Source organism: Halogranum rubrum (assembly GCF_900114455.1).
GTDB lineage: Archaea > Halobacteriota > Halobacteria > Halobacteriales > Haloferacaceae > Halogranum > Halogranum rubrum.
Genome location: NZ_FOTC01000003.1, coordinates 20797 through 35464 on the forward strand (window position 1 = coordinate 20797; position 14668 = coordinate 35464).

A 14668-nucleotide genomic window follows, 5' to 3' on the forward strand; every position below is an offset into this window, starting at 1 on the left:
CTGAAAGGGTTTTCGTTTTTGCTCGCCGTACGACGGTTTCGGTTCACTGCAGGCGACACCGATATCCTTTCGCCGTCACCGGCGAAATCCGGGGACATGACTACCGAGGACGCCGACGAACTCGACCGCGTCGTCGCCGACGTCCGCGAGCGTATCGACCCTAGCTCGGCGGAACGAGCGCGCCTCGCAGACGCCGCCGCCGCACTCACCGGGCGCGTCGAGGAGGCACTCGCCGACCGCTCCGTGACCGGTGACGTCGTCCAAGTCGGCAGCACCGCCCGAGGGACGTGGCTCGCCGGCGACCGAGACATCGACCTCTTCGTTCGGTTTCCCGAATCCCTCTCCCGTGAGGAGTTAGAGCGGTACGGGCTCGAAATCGGCCGCGAAGTGCTTCCCGACGGCCACGAGGAGTTCGCCGAACACCCCTACGTCAAAGGCGAGTACGACGGCTTCGACGTCGACCTCGTCCCGTGTTACGACGTGCCCGCCGCGACCGACATCCAGTCTGCAGTCGACCGGACACCCTTCCACAACGCCTACCTCCTCGACCGACTCGACGATAGCCTCGCCGCCGACGTACGCGTGTTCAAGCGATTTCTGAAGGGAATCGGTGCCTACGGGAGCGACCTCCGAACGAAGGGCTTTTCGGGCTATCTCGCCGAACTGCTCGTCCTCGAATACGGTGGCTTCGAGTCGCTCGTCGAGGCGGCCGCCGACTGGCATCCACCCGTCGAGCACGACCCCGAGAGCCACGGCAGTCGGTCGTTTTCGGACCCGCTGGTCGTCATCGACCCGACAGACCCGGTGCGTAACGTCGCCGCCGTCCTGTCGGCGGAGAACGTCGCTCGCCTCCAGCACTACGCACGCGAGTTACTCGACGACCCTCGTGAGGAGTTGTTCTTCCCACCGGCACGGACGCCCATGACCGCCGAAGCCGTCGCCGCTCACCTCGACCGGCGCGGGACCGTTCCCGTCGCACTCGTCTTCGACGCTCCGGCCGTCGTCGAGGACCAACTCTACCCGCAACTGGAGAAGTCACTCGACGGCGTCGTCTCGGAACTCGACCGACGTGGGTTCGAACCGCTTCGGGCGACGACGTTCGCCAGCGAGAGCGGCGAGGAGCGCGACGCACCGTTCGACCGTGCCGTCGTGTTCGTCGAACTCAGTGTCGCGACACTCCCGACGATTCAGCGGCACGATGGGCCACCGGTCTACGTCCGTCAGCACGCGACGGGGTTCTTCGAGAAGTACGCCGACGCCGGCGCTGATGTGTACGGCCCGTTCCTCGACGGCGACCGGTACGTCGTCGAACGCGACCGCGAGTTCACGACGGCACGGGCGTTCCTCGAGAGTGACGCGCTGTTCGACGTGGCACTCGGTGCGCAGGTACAAGCGCAGTTAGAAGAATCGTACACGGTTCTCGTCGGTGACGAAGTCCTCTCGCTGGCCGACGAGTTCGGAACCGACCTGCGGGCTTACTTCGAGCCGAGGCCGTGAGTCGAGCGGAGTTCGGCGATTAGTTCTTCGCTCTTCTCGCCGGGTTCGTCGTCGGGGGCTATCGGTTCGCGGCCGTCGAACGTCTCGTGGACCGTCGCGACGCCCTCCGAGAGCGTATCTAGTCCGTACCCGCCTTCGAGGACGAAACAGAGGGCGGCGTCCACCTGTTCGCATATCTCGCGGACGCGGTCGGTCATCAGTGCGTAGCCCTCCGTCGAGACACGCATCCGAGAGATGGGGTCGTGGCGGTGGGCGTCGAACCCCGCGGAGACGATGAGCAGGTCGGGGTCGAACCGGTCGAGAGCGGGGGTGAGGAGTTCGTCGATAGCGAGCATGTAATCTGCATCACCCGCGCCGGCGGGGAGCGGGATGTTCTGTGTCGTTCCCTCACCGTCGCCGTCGCCAGTCTCGTCGGCGTCGCCGGTGCCGGGGTAGAGGCCCTCTTCGTGGATAGACGCGTAGAACACGTCACCGCGGTCGTAGAAGATGTCCTGCGTCCCGTTGCCGTGGTGGACGTCCCAGTCGAAGATGGCGACGCGTTCGGCGAGTCCGTCGTCGATGACGTCTTGGGCGGCGACGGCGGCGTTGTTGAAGAAACAGAAGCCCATGGCGTCGTCACCGACGGCGTGGTGCCCCGGTGGTCGGCCGAGTGCGAAGGGGGTCTGCCGGCCGTCGCGGCCGTCGAGTGCCTCGCGGGCCGCCCACTGAGAGAGTCCAGCACTCTGAAGCGCGGCGTCCCACGTCTCTTCGCAGGCGACGGTGTCGGGGTCCCAGTTGCCGCCGCCACTCGCACAGAACTCCCGTACCTCTTCGACGTAGTCGTCGGCGTGGACGGCCGAGACGCCCTCTTCGGTAGCCGGGTCGGCGTCGACGTACTCGACGCCGTGGCGTTTCGCCAGTCCGCGTTTGATGGCACGGAGTCGGTCGGCCGTCTCTGGGTGGCGGGCACCGGTGTCGTGTTCGAGACAGGTGTCGCTGTAGCCGAAACGCATTATTCGAAGAGGGAGAAGTACGTCTCGATGTCTTCGGCCTGGATGGTTCTCCGGTCGGCGTGGTGGGCGAGTTTGGCGGCGGCACTCGCGACGTTGTCGGCGTAATCTTCGAGGATGTCCGCCAGGGCGATGCGAGCGCTCATCGACACACGATAACGGTCGTCGATGTCGAGGCGGGCGATTCGGTCGATGGGCGCGATGGGCAGTTCGAGGTCTGCACGCTCGACGACCTGTTCGACGCCGAAATCCTGAGCCATCAGCGTCTTTCGCCCGTCGTCGCTCGCGCACACCGCAGCATCCTTCGCGAGGTCTGCACCGTGCACTTGGATACGACGTGCGAGTTCCTCGGCAGCGTCCGCACTCACCCGGAGATTGCCGGCGTTACGCCGGATGATAGTGTCCACCGGGGCGAACGGTAGCTCAACACTCATACCCACATACCAGTTCGTCCGCTGTATAATCCTTTCCGTTAAGGCCTTTTCCACAGTCGAAACGGGAGTTGCTCTCCACTCGCCGCGTCGATTGGTTCCGATGGGTGCCGGACAGAGCGACGCCGCAGTGCTCGTCAGAACACGTCGGCGGCGTCGATGGTCCCCTCACGGAGCGTTCCACGGACAGTGACCTCTTCGCCGAGCCGAAGCTTCGCGTCGGTCTGGACGCTCCGCGTCTTCGTTCCGTTGTCGAGAACGACGGGGTTGCCAGCCTGAACGACTGTCCCGGTGAACTCCACCGTCTCGCCGTCGGCGTCGGCGGCGTCGGACGTCTCGTCGGCCTTCGTCGCGACGGCTGCGGCCGCGCCGGACCCGCTCGCACTCTCACCCTCGCCAGCGGCGGCCGCTGCGTCGGCGCTCGTCGCGTTCGAAGCGCCGTCGCCGCCGAAGGCGTCGAGTCCCTGTTCGGCGGAGGCCGAGTCGCTCTCGTCGTCGCCGCCGATGCTGTCGCGCGTGACGCTCACCGTCGAGCGCCATCCGGCGGAGGCTTCCAGGTCCTCTTGCCAGCCGTCTTTGATTTCGACGTCCGTGAGGACGACGTGGTCGGCGAGGTCGACGTCGGTGTCGGCCTTCTCGCCCCAGAGAGCGACCCGAATCTCACCCGTGTCGTCCTTGACGCGGATGTTTCGCACTTGGCCCTGCGACCCGTCGTCGCGGTCGAACGTTCGCTTCGGGTCGGTCTCGATGACGCCGCCCGCGATGTCGACCGTCTGGCCGATCTCCAAGTCCTCGATGTCGGCGGTGTCGGGGACGTACTGGACCTCCTCGTCGAGTTCCTCGACCGCACCGCGCGACCCGACGTGAAGTTCGAGCGACCCGTCTCGCTCGCGAACGTAGCCGTCGACGACTTCGACCGTCACGCCGGTAGCGAGTTCGTCGGCCCGGTCGGCCTGCTCGTCCCACAGGGTGACGCGCACGCGTCCCGTCTCGTCGCCGACGGTGAGGTTGGCGACGCGGCCCTCGGAGCCGTCGTCGCGGTCGAACGTCCGAATCTCGGAGGTGTCGAGCACCTTGCCTTTGAGGTTCACGTCGGAGAGACCGAGCGAGAGGTCTTCGACGCGGTAGGTGTCGAGCACCTGTACGTCGACGTCCTCGCCGGGAGCGGGTTCGGCCTTGTCGACGCTGACTTCGACGCCGTTGAACCCGTCTTTCGGGCGACCTGCGAGACGCAGTACCTCACCGACTTCGAGCGTGTCGACCACGTCGGCGGCCATCTCGTCCCAAAACGAGATTCGCACGCGACCCGTCGAGTCGGCGACTTCGACGTTGACGACGCGCCCGTCCTCGTCTTCACCGTCGCGCTCGAAGGTCCGGAGTTCGCCGATGCTGACGACTTTCGCGAGGAACTTCACCTCGTCCATGCCCGGTTCGATGTCCGCGATGCCGCTCACCTCGCCACCCTGGTCTGTCAGTTCGTGGGCGATGAGCATCGCTGCGGTCTCGTCGTCGGCGAGACCGCCCATCTGTTCGACTTTGTCGTTGACTGCCGCCTCGAATTCCTCGAAAGAAACCTCCGTGTCGAGGTCCTCGTAGACGTCCTCTATCGCGCCCATAATCGTGTAGCCAAGCAAGGTGAGAGCGCGCTTAAGCGTTTTCTTTGCCAAAATGGGTCGTCGCCGTCGGGCGGTTTCTTTCGCCACTGAGTCGCCCGATTCGGTGTCGATACCATAGGCCGTCTGGTCCCGCTCTCCGACAAAAAGGTTCGCCTGCGTGCTGACACGTCGAGACTACTGGTCGGCAGTCGTCACCGTCGTCTGCTCGCCCATGCTGTCGTGGACGACTTCGACCGTCGACGGAAGCGAGTCGTCGAAGGAGATGGTGGCCTCGTACTTCCGCTGGACGAGCGCCTGCGTACAGGCACCGTCGCCCTCTGCTTCGGTGGTGACGACGACGCGCAGCGCTCCGTCTTCGACCGTTGCATCCTGCAGGACTGGTTGGTGGCAGCCGTTCGGCCCTTGAATACAGCCAGTGACGACGACGTCGGGCGACTCGAAGGCGACGCTCGCCGTACCCGAGTCCGAACAGTCACCCATCGCTTCGAGAGTCGTCGACGCAACTGATGGGGCGCTCGGCGTCGCCGTTGGTGTCGCGGTCGGTGACGTCGTCGGTTCGTCCGACGCCGTCGACTCGTTCTCGTCCGAGTCACTTCCACCGGTGTCACCGCCGCCTGCGAGGCATCCTGCGCTCGCACTCACACTCAGTGTTGCTACGGCCGTCGTCAGGAACGCTCGTCGGTTCATATCTGTTAATTCGGTGGTAATTCTAAAGAGCTTTTGAAGGCACAAACAGCTCTTTGTCTCTCTGCTCGCTTCCCGAAGACTCCCTTTCGAGTACGTCATCTCAGGCACACGAGGGCAACGCCGTCGTGCGATTCTCTACCGTGTGTCCGTACACTCACACGGCGACTATACCGAGGTGCTTAAGTAAATGGGTCGAATTGGTTGAGTTGCAGACGCAGTGCGAGACTGCGTGTATGCACACAAGTCCTGGTAGGGTAGTGGACTATCCTCTTGGCTTGCGGAGCCAGGGACCGGAGTTCAAATCTCCGTCAGGACGTCATTCTCTAGGAGACTACCACCACGAGAGCCCTCTGTGGCTCTCGTCCGTGTCGTCTCCCGTGCCGACTCGACACGGAGATTTGAGCAGCGAACGAAGCCGAGCGTATGCGAGGCGAAGTGAGTGAGTTCAAATCTCCGTCAGGACGTTCGTTTCATCACCGGCGGCTTTGCCGCCGGTTTTCAGCGGGACCAACGGTCCCGCGCCATTCACGACCTGACTTGCCCCACGCTCGCGTCCGCTCGCGTGGGACTCCGTCAGGACGGTCAGTTCCGTCACCGACAGCTTCACCGCTAGTTTTCAGTGGAACAATCGGTCCTGCAAACCTGTCTGATCTGCCAACTCGACAGCCGTTGCTCGCAAACGTGTACCCTCGAACCCTCACGAGCAGCGCAGTTGCTGTCAACAGTGTCGATGGCTCATCGATCGTGGATCGTCGGTGAACCGCCTGTGTCGTCGCTCAGGACGTACTCGGTGGCGGCGCGACGAGTTCGGGAAGGCGCGGTGGAGGGTCAGTTCTCGTGACCGTGGCGGCGGGGAACGTCTCGTTCAGGACTGCGGCGGGTGACACTCGGGCGGGTCGAGGTGCTCAGTCGCTTCGGGAGGCGACGACCCGACAGGCGGAGGCGTCGACTGCGTTTCGGCGCAGGTTGCTGCTTGACCAGCCACGCGTCGTGGCAGTCGGGGCAGTAGTAGCCGTGATACCGGTTCGTGTTCAGGTACGCGGCTCCGCAGTCGATGCAGGTCGGGTGAAGAGTCATCGGCCGACACCCGAACGAGTCGTTCGAAGGGCGATACTTGCCATGTGTTATCACACAGGTTACTGTCGGTCGCGGAACTATATATGTATTCTCTCTCTTACCAGTCGGTAGGAGTACGCTAACCCCCGCCGACGGCGTCACGAAGCGTTATTGCCGTCCATCGAAAACACTCGACGAGCGATGGAACGCACAGACGTGCCGAGTGAGACGAACGAACACGAGTCGATAGACGACGCGCTTCGAGCGGGAGTCGCACTCTACAACGACGGTGAGCATCACGCCGCCCACGACGCGTGGGAGGACCACTGGCTCGAACTGGAGAAGGGGTCCGACGACGAACAGTTCCTCCACGGGCTGATTCAGTTTACCGCGGCTATCTACCACGCCCGGCGCGGCAACTGGTCGGGCGCGACGGGTCTCGCCGAGAGCGCAACCGAGTATCTCACCGCGCTGCCAACTCCCTACCGCGGTGTCGACGTCGACGCCGTTCGCACGTCGCTCCGGTCGCTCCGCAGCGACCCCGAGCGTATCGAACGTGGACGACCGCCCGCACTCACTGTCGACGGTGACGTACTGACCGCTCGTGACCTCGACTTCGACGTCGCTGCGGTGGCCGCGGCAGTCATCGCCGAAGAGTACGACCGATACGACGAAGCCGTCGTCGACGCGGGAATCGGGTTCGCACGCGAGGAGTTGGGCGGGGCACAGACCCGCTACATCACCTTCGTGATGGACTTTGCCGCCGACGCCGTGCACCGAGACATCATCTATCAACGGTTGGCAGAACACGTCGAGCGACGAGAGCAGCGAGCGAACGACGTCACCGGGTTGTTCGACTGAGCGAGAGGCGGAGAGGGGAACGGAGGAGAGACGAGAAGACGGCGCGGAGGAGAGTGATGCAGAGCGCGGGTTACTGGTTCTTCGGGTGCTGTTCGAACTCTGCGGAGTTGTCGACGGGGTCGTAGCCGAGTACCTCGCGCGCCCGGTCGATGGAGTAGTACTTGCGTTCGTTGTCGCTGATGCCGTAGACGACTTCGTAGCCGTAGTCGGCCTGTAGACAGCGGTCGAAGAGGTGCGCACAGTCACGGTAGGAGAGCCACATCGCCTGTCCGCGTTCGTAGTTCCACGGCGGGTGACCGCGAGTGAGGTTGCCGATTCGGACGCAGACGACCGAGAGGTCGAAGTGGTCGTGGTAGTAGCGTCCGAGCGTCTCACCGGCGGCTTTGCTCACGCCGTAGAGGTTACTCGGGCGGGGGGCTTCCGACCCGTTGAGTCGGTACTCGTCGTGCGGGCGATACAGGTCGGGCGTTCGGTCGTCTGTCTCGTAGGCACCGACTGCGTGGTTCGACGAGGCGAAAGCGACTTTCTTCACGCCCGCTTCGACGGCGGCCGCGAACACGGTGTGCGTCCCGTCGATGTTGTTCCGGAGGACGCTGTCCCACGGCGCTTCGGGACGGGGGTCACCCGCGAGGTGGATAATCGCCTCGACTCCGTCGACGGCCTCTCGCATGGCGTCGTCGTCGGTGACGTCGGCGACGTAGACGGCGTCGTCGTCGACGCCCTCGGGGATCTTCTCTTTCGGAAGCGGTTCACGGTCGAGCAGTCGCCAGTCGTAGTCGTCGGCGAGGTCGCGCAGGATGGCCTGTCCAACGCGCCCGCCGGCACCCGTCAGCAGAACCGGGTCGTCCATTCAGGAGCATATTGGTTCGTCAGAGGCTAAGTAACGTCCGGTTCTCCCCTACGACTCGACAGAATTTAGCGACCTGCAGTCGACTCAGTAGCCATGCCGACAGACGCACAGGAGGCGTGTTTCGAGGCGGGTATCAAGTTCGGGACGCTCTATCACCAGTTCGCCGGCACGCCGGTCAGTCCCGCGTCGTCGCACAGTCTGGAGACGGCGATGGCCGAAGCCATCGAGAATCAACCACACTGTGCGGCCGTCTCCGTCGATATCCTCGACGAGGTGCTCGAAGAGACGCTCGCTGGACAATCAGCAGACTACACAGAACTCACGGGACGCTTCATGGAAGTCGAGATGCGCATCGAGTACGACGGGGTGACTGTCCACACACGCATGGAGATGGACGGCGACTACCCGTTGATGAAACTCGTGTCTGTCGACGAATAGGTGCCACGAGTTCGACCATCTCGGCGGGCGACCCGACTGATTACACTTTCACTTTCGGGCACGTTTTTAAATGGAGGAAGGACAAAAGAAGGGTTATGAGTAGTCAGTCGACGCTCGAAAACGACGACCTGTTCGGCGAAGCGGCGGCCGAGATGCGCGCGGATGTCGAAACGCATCTCCAGCAGGCGTGGGACGAACTGCCGGACAGCGACGACGTCTGGAACACAGAGGCTGACAACGTCCTCGGTGTACTCAACGGACTCCGCTCGGCGCTCGACGCTGGCGAAGCCGAGAAACATCTCCACCAGGCGAAGAAGTGGTACACGATGGGCGAACGTGCGGACGCCTTCGAGGACGCCGACGACCTCGTCGAGGAGATTCAAGCGATAGAGGAGGTCATCGAGATGCTCGACGACGCCCGCGAACAGGTCGGCGGGCTGACGAGCACGATGCCGCAACTCCGCTCGGCGCTCGACGACGCGGGCGTGGACGCGGACGACAGCGAGGACGCTGACGACGAGGACGAAGAGTCGGAGGCCGACGCGGAAGAGAGTGAAGCCGAGGACGACGACGAAGATGACGACGAAGACGAAGGCGACGAGGACGACGAGGACGAAGACGACGAGTAAGCCCCGGTAACACTCCTCAGCGGTGGTCGGGACGAGCGACGTCTCGCGTAGCGACTGCTTCGAGGAGTGCCACGAGTGACTCACAGGCGAGCGTCAACAACGTCTCGCCACGCTCGGCGTCGCCGTCGGCCGGGTCACCGACGACGCCGTTCTCGGAGAACTCTGCCGAGTCGTGCGCGAGATTGACGTGTGACTTCCAGTCGCCCCAGCGGTCTGCGGCCCCGGCACGAGCCTCTTCGATTCGGTCTTCGTGGACCGTCTCCGGCGCGATGTGACGCAGTAGCGCCGTCTCCAGTGGCCCACCGTGTCCCATATCTGCGGCGTGTTCACCGACCGCTTCGAACCAGGTGAAGGCGACGGCGTAGGCGTCGTCGTGGCGCGTGATAGTCCCTGTAACTTCTCGGAGGGCATCGACGTTACCGCCGTGGCCGTTGACGACGACGACTCGGTCGAAGCCGTGACTGGCGAGACTCTGGACGGTCTCGCGGACGTACGACCGGAACGTCTCGGGAGAGACCCACAGCGTCCCCGTGAACTGGCGGTGCTCTTCGGCGATTCCGACAGGGATGGCTGGGGCGACGACCACCTCGTCGTCGTAGGCGTCGACGGCCGCGTCGGCGACGGCGGCGGCCGTCACCGTGTCGGTTCCGAGCGGTGCGTGTGGTCCGTGTTGTTCGGTACTCCCGACTGGGAGCACGGCGAGGTCGGTGTCGCAGGCGTCGACGTCGGTCCACGTCGCCTCTGTGAGGTGCATACCGACCGCAGACGGGCGAGTGGCTTGTAAGCCTCGGTGACGGTGAGAGATAGAAACGGCCACAGCCGGTTTCAACGACGCCGACGTAGGTCGACCTGTATGACCGACAGCGATTCTGACGACCGTGAGCAGGGTATCGACTTCGGTGACTTGGAAGACGAACTCGAATCGCACGACTATCCGGTGGCGAAAGACGACCTCGTCGAGGAGTACGGCGACCGAGAACTCGACCTTCCGGAAGGGTCGACGACGTTCGGAGAGATTCTCGATGGGTACGAACCGACAGACGGTGACTTCGAGAGCGCCGACGACGTCCGCTCGGCCGTGATGAACATGGTCGGCGACGACGCGGTCGGTCCGGAAGGCTACAGTGACCGCGGGACCGGAACCGACGAGGACGAGAGCGGCGCAGTCTGAGCGAACACGGCGTTTCGAGCAGTCTCTTTTCGAACTAGTCGTTCTGTGCTTCCGTCCGGGCTTGTCGGCGACTGGCCCGCTCGACGAACTCGTCGGGGAGTTCGTCAATCTCGCCAGCTTGCACACCCCAGAGATGCGCGTAGAGACCGTCTTCGGACAGGAGGTCGTCGTGCGTACCACGTTCGACGATACGGCCGTCTTCGAGGACGACGATCTGCTCGGCGTCTTTGATAGTCGAGAGGCGGTGGGCGATGGCGAACGTCGTCCGGTCTCTGGTGAGTCTGTCGAGCGAGCGCTGGATGAGCATCTCCGTCTCGGTGTCGACGTCGGACGTCGCCTCGTCGAGGACGAGGATGTCGGGGTCTTTGAGGATGGCGCGAGCGATAGAGAGGCGCTGGCGCTGTCCTCCCGACAACTTGACGCCGCGCTCGCCGATTTCGGTGTCGTACCCCTCGGGGAGGTTCTGGATGAAGTCGTGAGCTTCGGCCGCCTTCGCAGCCTCGACGAGGGCTTCGTCGTCAGTATCGAACGTCCCGTAGGCGATGTTCTCTTTGACCGTCCCGTAGAACATGAACGTCTCTTGGCTGACGTAGCCGACGGACTGCCGGAGGCTCGGAATCGTCACCTCACGCAGGTCCTGGTCGTCGACTTCGATGCTTCCCTCGTCGACGTCGTACATTCGGAGAAGCAGTTTCAGTACCGTCGATTTCCCCGCGCCCGTCGGTCCGACGAGTGCCAGCGTGTCGCCGCCGTCGACGGTGAACGAAACGTCTTCGATGATGGTCTCGCCATCGTCGTAGCCGAACGTGACGTCGTCGTACTCGACGCGGCCGTCGGAGACGACCAGGTCGTCGGCGTCTGGGTCTTCGACGATACGCGACGGTTCGTCCATCAGGCCGAAGATACGGGCGCTGGAGGCGCGAGCGCGCTGATACATGTTGATGATCTGCCCGAACTGGGCCATGGGCCAGATGAACTGCTGCGTGAGCAGGATGAACGTGACGAACTCCCCCTCGCTGAGCGTCCCGGTGAGTGGGCCGGGACCGGTGCCTTCGAGCACCCAGAGGCCGCCGACGAAGAACGTCACCGCGAACCCGATACCGGCGATGATGCGAAGTGCCGGGAAGAACTTGATCCGCGTGTTGATTGCGTCCCAGTTGGCGTCGAAGTAGCCCATCGAGGAGTCGTCGACGCGGTCGGACTCGAACTCCTCCGTGTTGGAGGTCTTGATGACTTGAATCCCGCCGAGATTGTTCTCCAGTCGGGAGTTGAGTTGACCGACCGAAGAGCGCACTTCTCCGTACTTCGGCTGGATAATTTCGACGAACTTCCACGTGAACAGGGCGATGAGCGGGACAGGAACCAACGCGATGAGTGCGAGTTGCCAGTTGTACGAGAAGAGGATGGCCGCGATGGCGAGCACCATGACAGAGAGGCGGAAGAAGGAGTTCATCCCGTCGTTGAGGAAGCGCTCTAAGCGATTGACGTCGTTCGAGAGGATGGACATCATCTCGCCGGTCTGTTTGTCGGCGAAGAAGTCCATGTTCAGCCGCTGCATCTTGTCGTAAGTGTCCGTTCGGATGGCGTGCTGGATGTGTTGTGCGAAGGAGTTCCATCCCCAGTTACGAACCCAGTGGAACGCCGCCCCGCCGAAGAACCCGAACACGATGAGTCCGATGGCGAGGTAGAACTGTCCAGTCTGTGACGCGGGGATGTAGGGTGCGACCCACGCCGTGGGGACGACTGGGAGCGCCTCGGCGAACGCCTTCTCATCGCGGAAGATGGCGTCGACGGCGACGCCGAGGACGACGGGTGGGATGAGGTCGAGGACGCGTGCCGCGATACTCGCGACGACGCCGACGACGAACTGGAGGGTGTTGTCGCCACCGTACTCTGAGAAGAGACGACGCATCGGGTTGTCGGCCCGTTCGCGTTGTTCCTCGAACGGGTCGTCTTCGTCGAGAGAAGTACTCATTGTACTGTGGCCGGGCCGCGCGAACAAAAGTGATTCCCTACGAATCGAAACAAGAGGGAACTGCTAGCAGACGGACTATCGGGCAAGCTGCGTCGTCGATAAAAACAGTCGATTTGAGGGGTCTCTCCGCTCGTGTACACTCTGGTCGTGTTCGTTCACTCACCCTGTTTGACAATCGGCGTGAGCGTCAGTGCGTACACCGTGTCGCACTCCGAACAGCGTACTCGGGTCGTAATCTCTTCGTCGTTCCCTCGTGTGAAGTCGGAAACCGATTCGCCGCACCCACACTCGAACTGAAATTCCATCTGGTCACCCACCGTATTGTCTCAGTCATCAATCAAATAGCTTCGCCCCTGCTATCGAGTCTCACGGGTGGATACCGAGCGGGCAACAGCGACCGATTGACGGCCCGTGAAGACTGGGCGCGCTACACGACACGCGATTCGACGTCGGGATCGATACCCGCCTCGGTCAAATCCTGTCGAATGCGCTTTCGGAGTGGGTCTGGAACCGTCTCTCTCCCCACTGGAACTGCCGTCTCGCCGTCGCCTTTCACCTTCCAGTAGAGGATGCAGTCGCTCGGTTCGTAGTACTCGATACTGTAGTGATCGTCGGCGCCGCGATAGTGTACGCGTGCGGCGAACCCCTCGGCGTGCCACCCTTCGAGACTCGTGAGGGCGTCGACGGTGTCCATACGTCTCCATGCCGCCCCGGGGACGAGGGGGTTTCGGTCGTTACTCCTCGCTCTCGATACGAATCTCGTCGCCAACTTCGATGCCGTGGTCGCTCGTGTATTCGTAGGGAACTTCGAGGACGTACTTCCCGGTTCCTTCGTACCGGGTCAGTTGCCCCTCGCTCGCGTTCGGTTCGAGCGTGGCGTGGTGAATCGCCGTGATGGTGCCGTTGGCGTCGGCGAACACGATGTCGATGGGGAACGCCATGTCGCGCATGACGTACGCACGCTGACCCTCCGAGTCGTGGACGAACAGCATACCTTCGTTCGAGCCGAGTGACGCCGTGTCGCTCAACCCGGTGTACCGCTTCTCGAAGGTGTCGGAGACACGAACGTCGACTGTCGCGAGCGTCTCGCAACTGGGGTCGTCGACGACGGTGACGGTGGTTCGTTCGTACTCATCCTCCGAGAGGTAGCCCAAGTCGTAGGCGGCAACACCGCCCGCGGTGAGGAGGAGGACGGCGGCGATGGCCGCGAGGATCGTCTGAGAGGACATGCCAGACAGAAGGGGCGACGTGAGAGTAAGCGTTCCGGGACAGAAAGTAACCGTTATGCGTACGGCCCGGATTTGTCGGGGTACGGGCTCGTGGTCTAGTTGGTTATGACGCGGCCTTTACAAGGCCGAAATCGGTGGTTCGAATCCGCCCGAGCCCATATTTCTGTGGCGAACAACGTGAGCCCAGAAACATCTGTGAGGGCGGTCGAACCTTGCGGCAACCGAGCGTAGCGAGGTTGACGGAGTGGTTCGAATCGCCCGAGCCCATGTGAGTGTCGCTCGCGACAGCGAGCGACCGAAGTTCTACGTGAGGAAGGATTCGAAGCAGGGAACGAAACGAGCGTAGCGAGTGGAGTGACCGTGGTTCGAATCCGCCCGAATCCACGACAATCCGCGAGCGACAGCGAGCAGTGTTCCGTGTACTGAGGGCGGTTGGAACCTGACGACGAGTGCGGCAAATTCCCGTCGGTTGCGTCCGCTCGAAGCAGACAGTCTAATCGAACAGAACGGATCACCAACCCGGCAACAGACCTATTAGCGGCGAGTGGTGACCCGAGGTATGGACACACCGCAGGACCGACTTCGGGTACCTCCGGGACGTGGGCCGCGCGGGACGCACAGGAGTCGAGCATGAACGGACGCTACGTCGCCGTCGGCGTCGCCCTCCTCGTCGTCGTCGCAGGCGGGCTAGTCGGCGTACTGTCGACCGGTGACGGCCCGGTAGACGGCGTCGTCGACTCCGTACTCGGGAACGACTCGGCGAGCGACGACACCGAGACTGGCGATGCCGACGACCAGTCGTCGAGCGGTGGCGACGGCGGGAGTAGCGGTGGTGACGCCGCCAGCGACGGCGGGTCTGCCAGCGAACCCGAGACGGAGTTCGCCTTCGCCGTCCGCAACATCGAGAACTGTGGGCAGACCTGCCGAGACGTGACGGTCGAACTGACGAACACGATGGACTCCCCCGCGACGGACGTCGAGGTGGACACGCGCATCACCACCGGCGGCGACGAAATCTGGTCGGCGAGTGAGTCGTTCGACGAAGTCGACGACGGAGCGTCGAAGACGGAGACAAAGCGTGTCAAACTCGGCTACTTCGACGCCGCGAAAGTCAAACAGAACGGCGGGACGATTCGCATCAAGACGACGGTGACGTGGAACGGCGGCGAGCAGACGTTCAGCGAGACGCGAAAAGTCGCATAGGGCGCGGCGGTCCAATTCCGAAATCCTTTTGCACCA

18 protein-coding genes and 2 tRNA genes are annotated in these 14668 nt (G+C 63.2%); 8 read left to right on the forward strand and 12 right to left on the reverse strand.

Annotated features, from left to right (window positions below; genetic code table 11):
• The first annotated feature begins 96 nt into the window (after positions 1–96).
• The gene (cca, locus tag BM083_RS13960) at positions 97–1497 is read left to right on the forward strand and encodes a CCA tRNA nucleotidyltransferase (protein ID WP_089870120.1); all 1401 of its coding nucleotides are present in this window, start codon (positions 97–99) and stop codon (positions 1495–1497) included.
• Here the strand turns inward: cca and BM083_RS13965 are convergent.
• The 4 genes from BM083_RS13965 to BM083_RS13980 all read right to left on the reverse strand — a co-directional run bounded on the left by BM083_RS13965 (position 1476) and on the right by BM083_RS13980 (position 5220).
• Complete coding sequence (locus tag BM083_RS13965) at positions 1476–2489, reverse strand: histone deacetylase family protein (RefSeq protein ID WP_089870121.1); 1014 nt, start codon at positions 2487–2489, stop codon at positions 1476–1478. The two genes, cca and BM083_RS13965, sit on opposite strands and share 22 nt — an antisense overlap.
• Positions 2489–2920, reverse strand: coding sequence for a histone (locus BM083_RS13970; protein WP_089870122.1), 432 nt, complete (start codon positions 2918–2920; stop codon positions 2489–2491). Before BM083_RS13970 ends, BM083_RS13965 begins: the two co-directional genes overlap by 1 nt.
• 134 nt (positions 2921–3054) lie before the next feature.
• Positions 3055–4533, reverse strand: coding sequence for a single-stranded DNA binding protein (locus tag BM083_RS13975; protein ID WP_089870123.1), 1479 nt, complete (start codon positions 4531–4533; stop codon positions 3055–3057).
• 174 nt (positions 4534–4707) lie between these two features.
• Positions 4708–5220, reverse strand: coding sequence for a hypothetical protein (locus BM083_RS13980; protein ID WP_089870124.1), 513 nt, complete (start codon positions 5218–5220; stop codon positions 4708–4710).
• A 223-nt stretch (positions 5221–5443) separates the two neighbouring features.
• Between BM083_RS13980 and BM083_RS13985 the strand changes: the two genes are divergently transcribed.
• Positions 5444–5536: transfer RNA gene (locus BM083_RS13985), tRNA-Arg, on the forward strand.
• A gap of 129 nt (positions 5537–5665) precedes the next feature.
• Here BM083_RS13985 and BM083_RS23375 read toward each other — a convergent pair.
• Both BM083_RS23375 and BM083_RS22860 read right to left on the reverse strand, forming a co-directional pair.
• Positions 5666–5815: a hypothetical protein gene (locus tag BM083_RS23375; RefSeq protein ID WP_177197647.1), complete on the reverse strand. Its 150-nt coding sequence runs from the start codon at positions 5813–5815 to the stop codon at positions 5666–5668.
• A 233-nt stretch (positions 5816–6048) separates the two neighbouring features.
• Positions 6049–6297: a DUF7564 family protein gene (locus BM083_RS22860; RefSeq protein ID WP_143085740.1), complete on the reverse strand. Its 249-nt coding sequence runs from the start codon at positions 6295–6297 to the stop codon at positions 6049–6051.
• A gap of 225 nt (positions 6298–6522) precedes the next feature.
• Here BM083_RS22860 and BM083_RS13990 point away from each other — a divergent pair, with 225 nt between their 5' ends.
• Complete coding sequence (locus BM083_RS13990) at positions 6523–7137, forward strand: DUF309 domain-containing protein (RefSeq protein ID WP_089870522.1); 615 nt, start codon at positions 6523–6525, stop codon at positions 7135–7137.
• A gap of 70 nt (positions 7138–7207) precedes the next feature.
• On the opposite strand, the gene azf is transcribed toward BM083_RS13990, so the two are convergent.
• On the reverse strand, positions 7208–7987 hold the full coding sequence (azf, locus tag BM083_RS13995; RefSeq protein ID WP_089870125.1) for an NAD-dependent glucose-6-phosphate dehydrogenase Azf: 780 nt from the start codon (positions 7985–7987) through the stop codon (positions 7208–7210).
• Between the two features lie 93 nt (positions 7988–8080).
• On the opposite strand from azf, the gene BM083_RS14000 reads away from it, so the two are divergent.
• A complete protein-coding gene (locus BM083_RS14000) occupies positions 8081–8425 on the forward strand; it encodes a dihydroneopterin aldolase family protein (RefSeq protein WP_089870126.1) in 345 nt (114 codons plus the stop codon).
• Positions 8426–8520: 95 nt separating this feature from the next.
• Positions 8521–9054: a DUF5790 family protein gene (locus BM083_RS14005; protein ID WP_089870127.1), complete on the forward strand. Its 534-nt coding sequence runs from the start codon at positions 8521–8523 to the stop codon at positions 9052–9054.
• 16 nt (positions 9055–9070) lie between these two features.
• On the opposite strand, the gene BM083_RS14010 is transcribed toward BM083_RS14005, so the two are convergent.
• Entirely contained in the window at positions 9071–9808 is a 738-nt protein-coding gene (locus BM083_RS14010; protein ID WP_089870128.1) for a creatininase family protein, read from the reverse strand.
• Positions 9809–9907: 99 nt separating this feature from the next.
• Between BM083_RS14010 and BM083_RS14015 the strand changes: the two genes are divergently transcribed.
• Complete coding sequence (locus tag BM083_RS14015; protein WP_089870129.1) at positions 9908–10225, forward strand: DUF5789 family protein; 318 nt, start codon at positions 9908–9910, stop codon at positions 10223–10225.
• Positions 10226–10259: 34 nt separating this feature from the next.
• Here the strand turns inward: BM083_RS14015 and BM083_RS14020 are convergent, their stop codons facing one another.
• From BM083_RS14020 to BM083_RS14030, 4 genes are all read right to left on the reverse strand, one after another.
• Positions 10260–12200, reverse strand: coding sequence for an ABC transporter ATP-binding protein (locus BM083_RS14020; protein WP_089870130.1), 1941 nt, complete (start codon positions 12198–12200; stop codon positions 10260–10262).
• A gap of 155 nt (positions 12201–12355) precedes the next feature.
• Complete coding sequence (locus BM083_RS23380; RefSeq protein ID WP_157572844.1) at positions 12356–12505, reverse strand: hypothetical protein; 150 nt, start codon at positions 12503–12505, stop codon at positions 12356–12358.
• A 122-nt stretch (positions 12506–12627) separates the two neighbouring features.
• Positions 12628–12894 carry a DUF7538 family protein gene (locus BM083_RS14025; protein ID WP_089870131.1) on the reverse strand — a complete coding sequence of 89 codons (267 nt, stop codon included), beginning with the start codon at positions 12892–12894 and terminating at the stop codon, positions 12628–12630.
• Between the two features lie 40 nt (positions 12895–12934).
• Positions 12935–13429, reverse strand: coding sequence for a DUF192 domain-containing protein (locus BM083_RS14030; RefSeq protein ID WP_089870132.1), 495 nt, complete (start codon positions 13427–13429; stop codon positions 12935–12937).
• Positions 13430–13513: 84 nt separating this feature from the next.
• On the opposite strand from BM083_RS14030, the gene BM083_RS14035 reads away from it, so the two are divergent.
• Positions 13514–13587 (forward strand) — tRNA-Val (locus BM083_RS14035).
• Between the two features lie 472 nt (positions 13588–14059).
• Positions 14060–14632 (forward strand): hypothetical protein, encoded by a 573-nt coding sequence (locus BM083_RS14040; RefSeq protein ID WP_089870133.1) that lies wholly within the window; start codon positions 14060–14062, stop codon positions 14630–14632.
• The last annotated feature ends 36 nt before the right edge of the window (positions 14633–14668 follow it).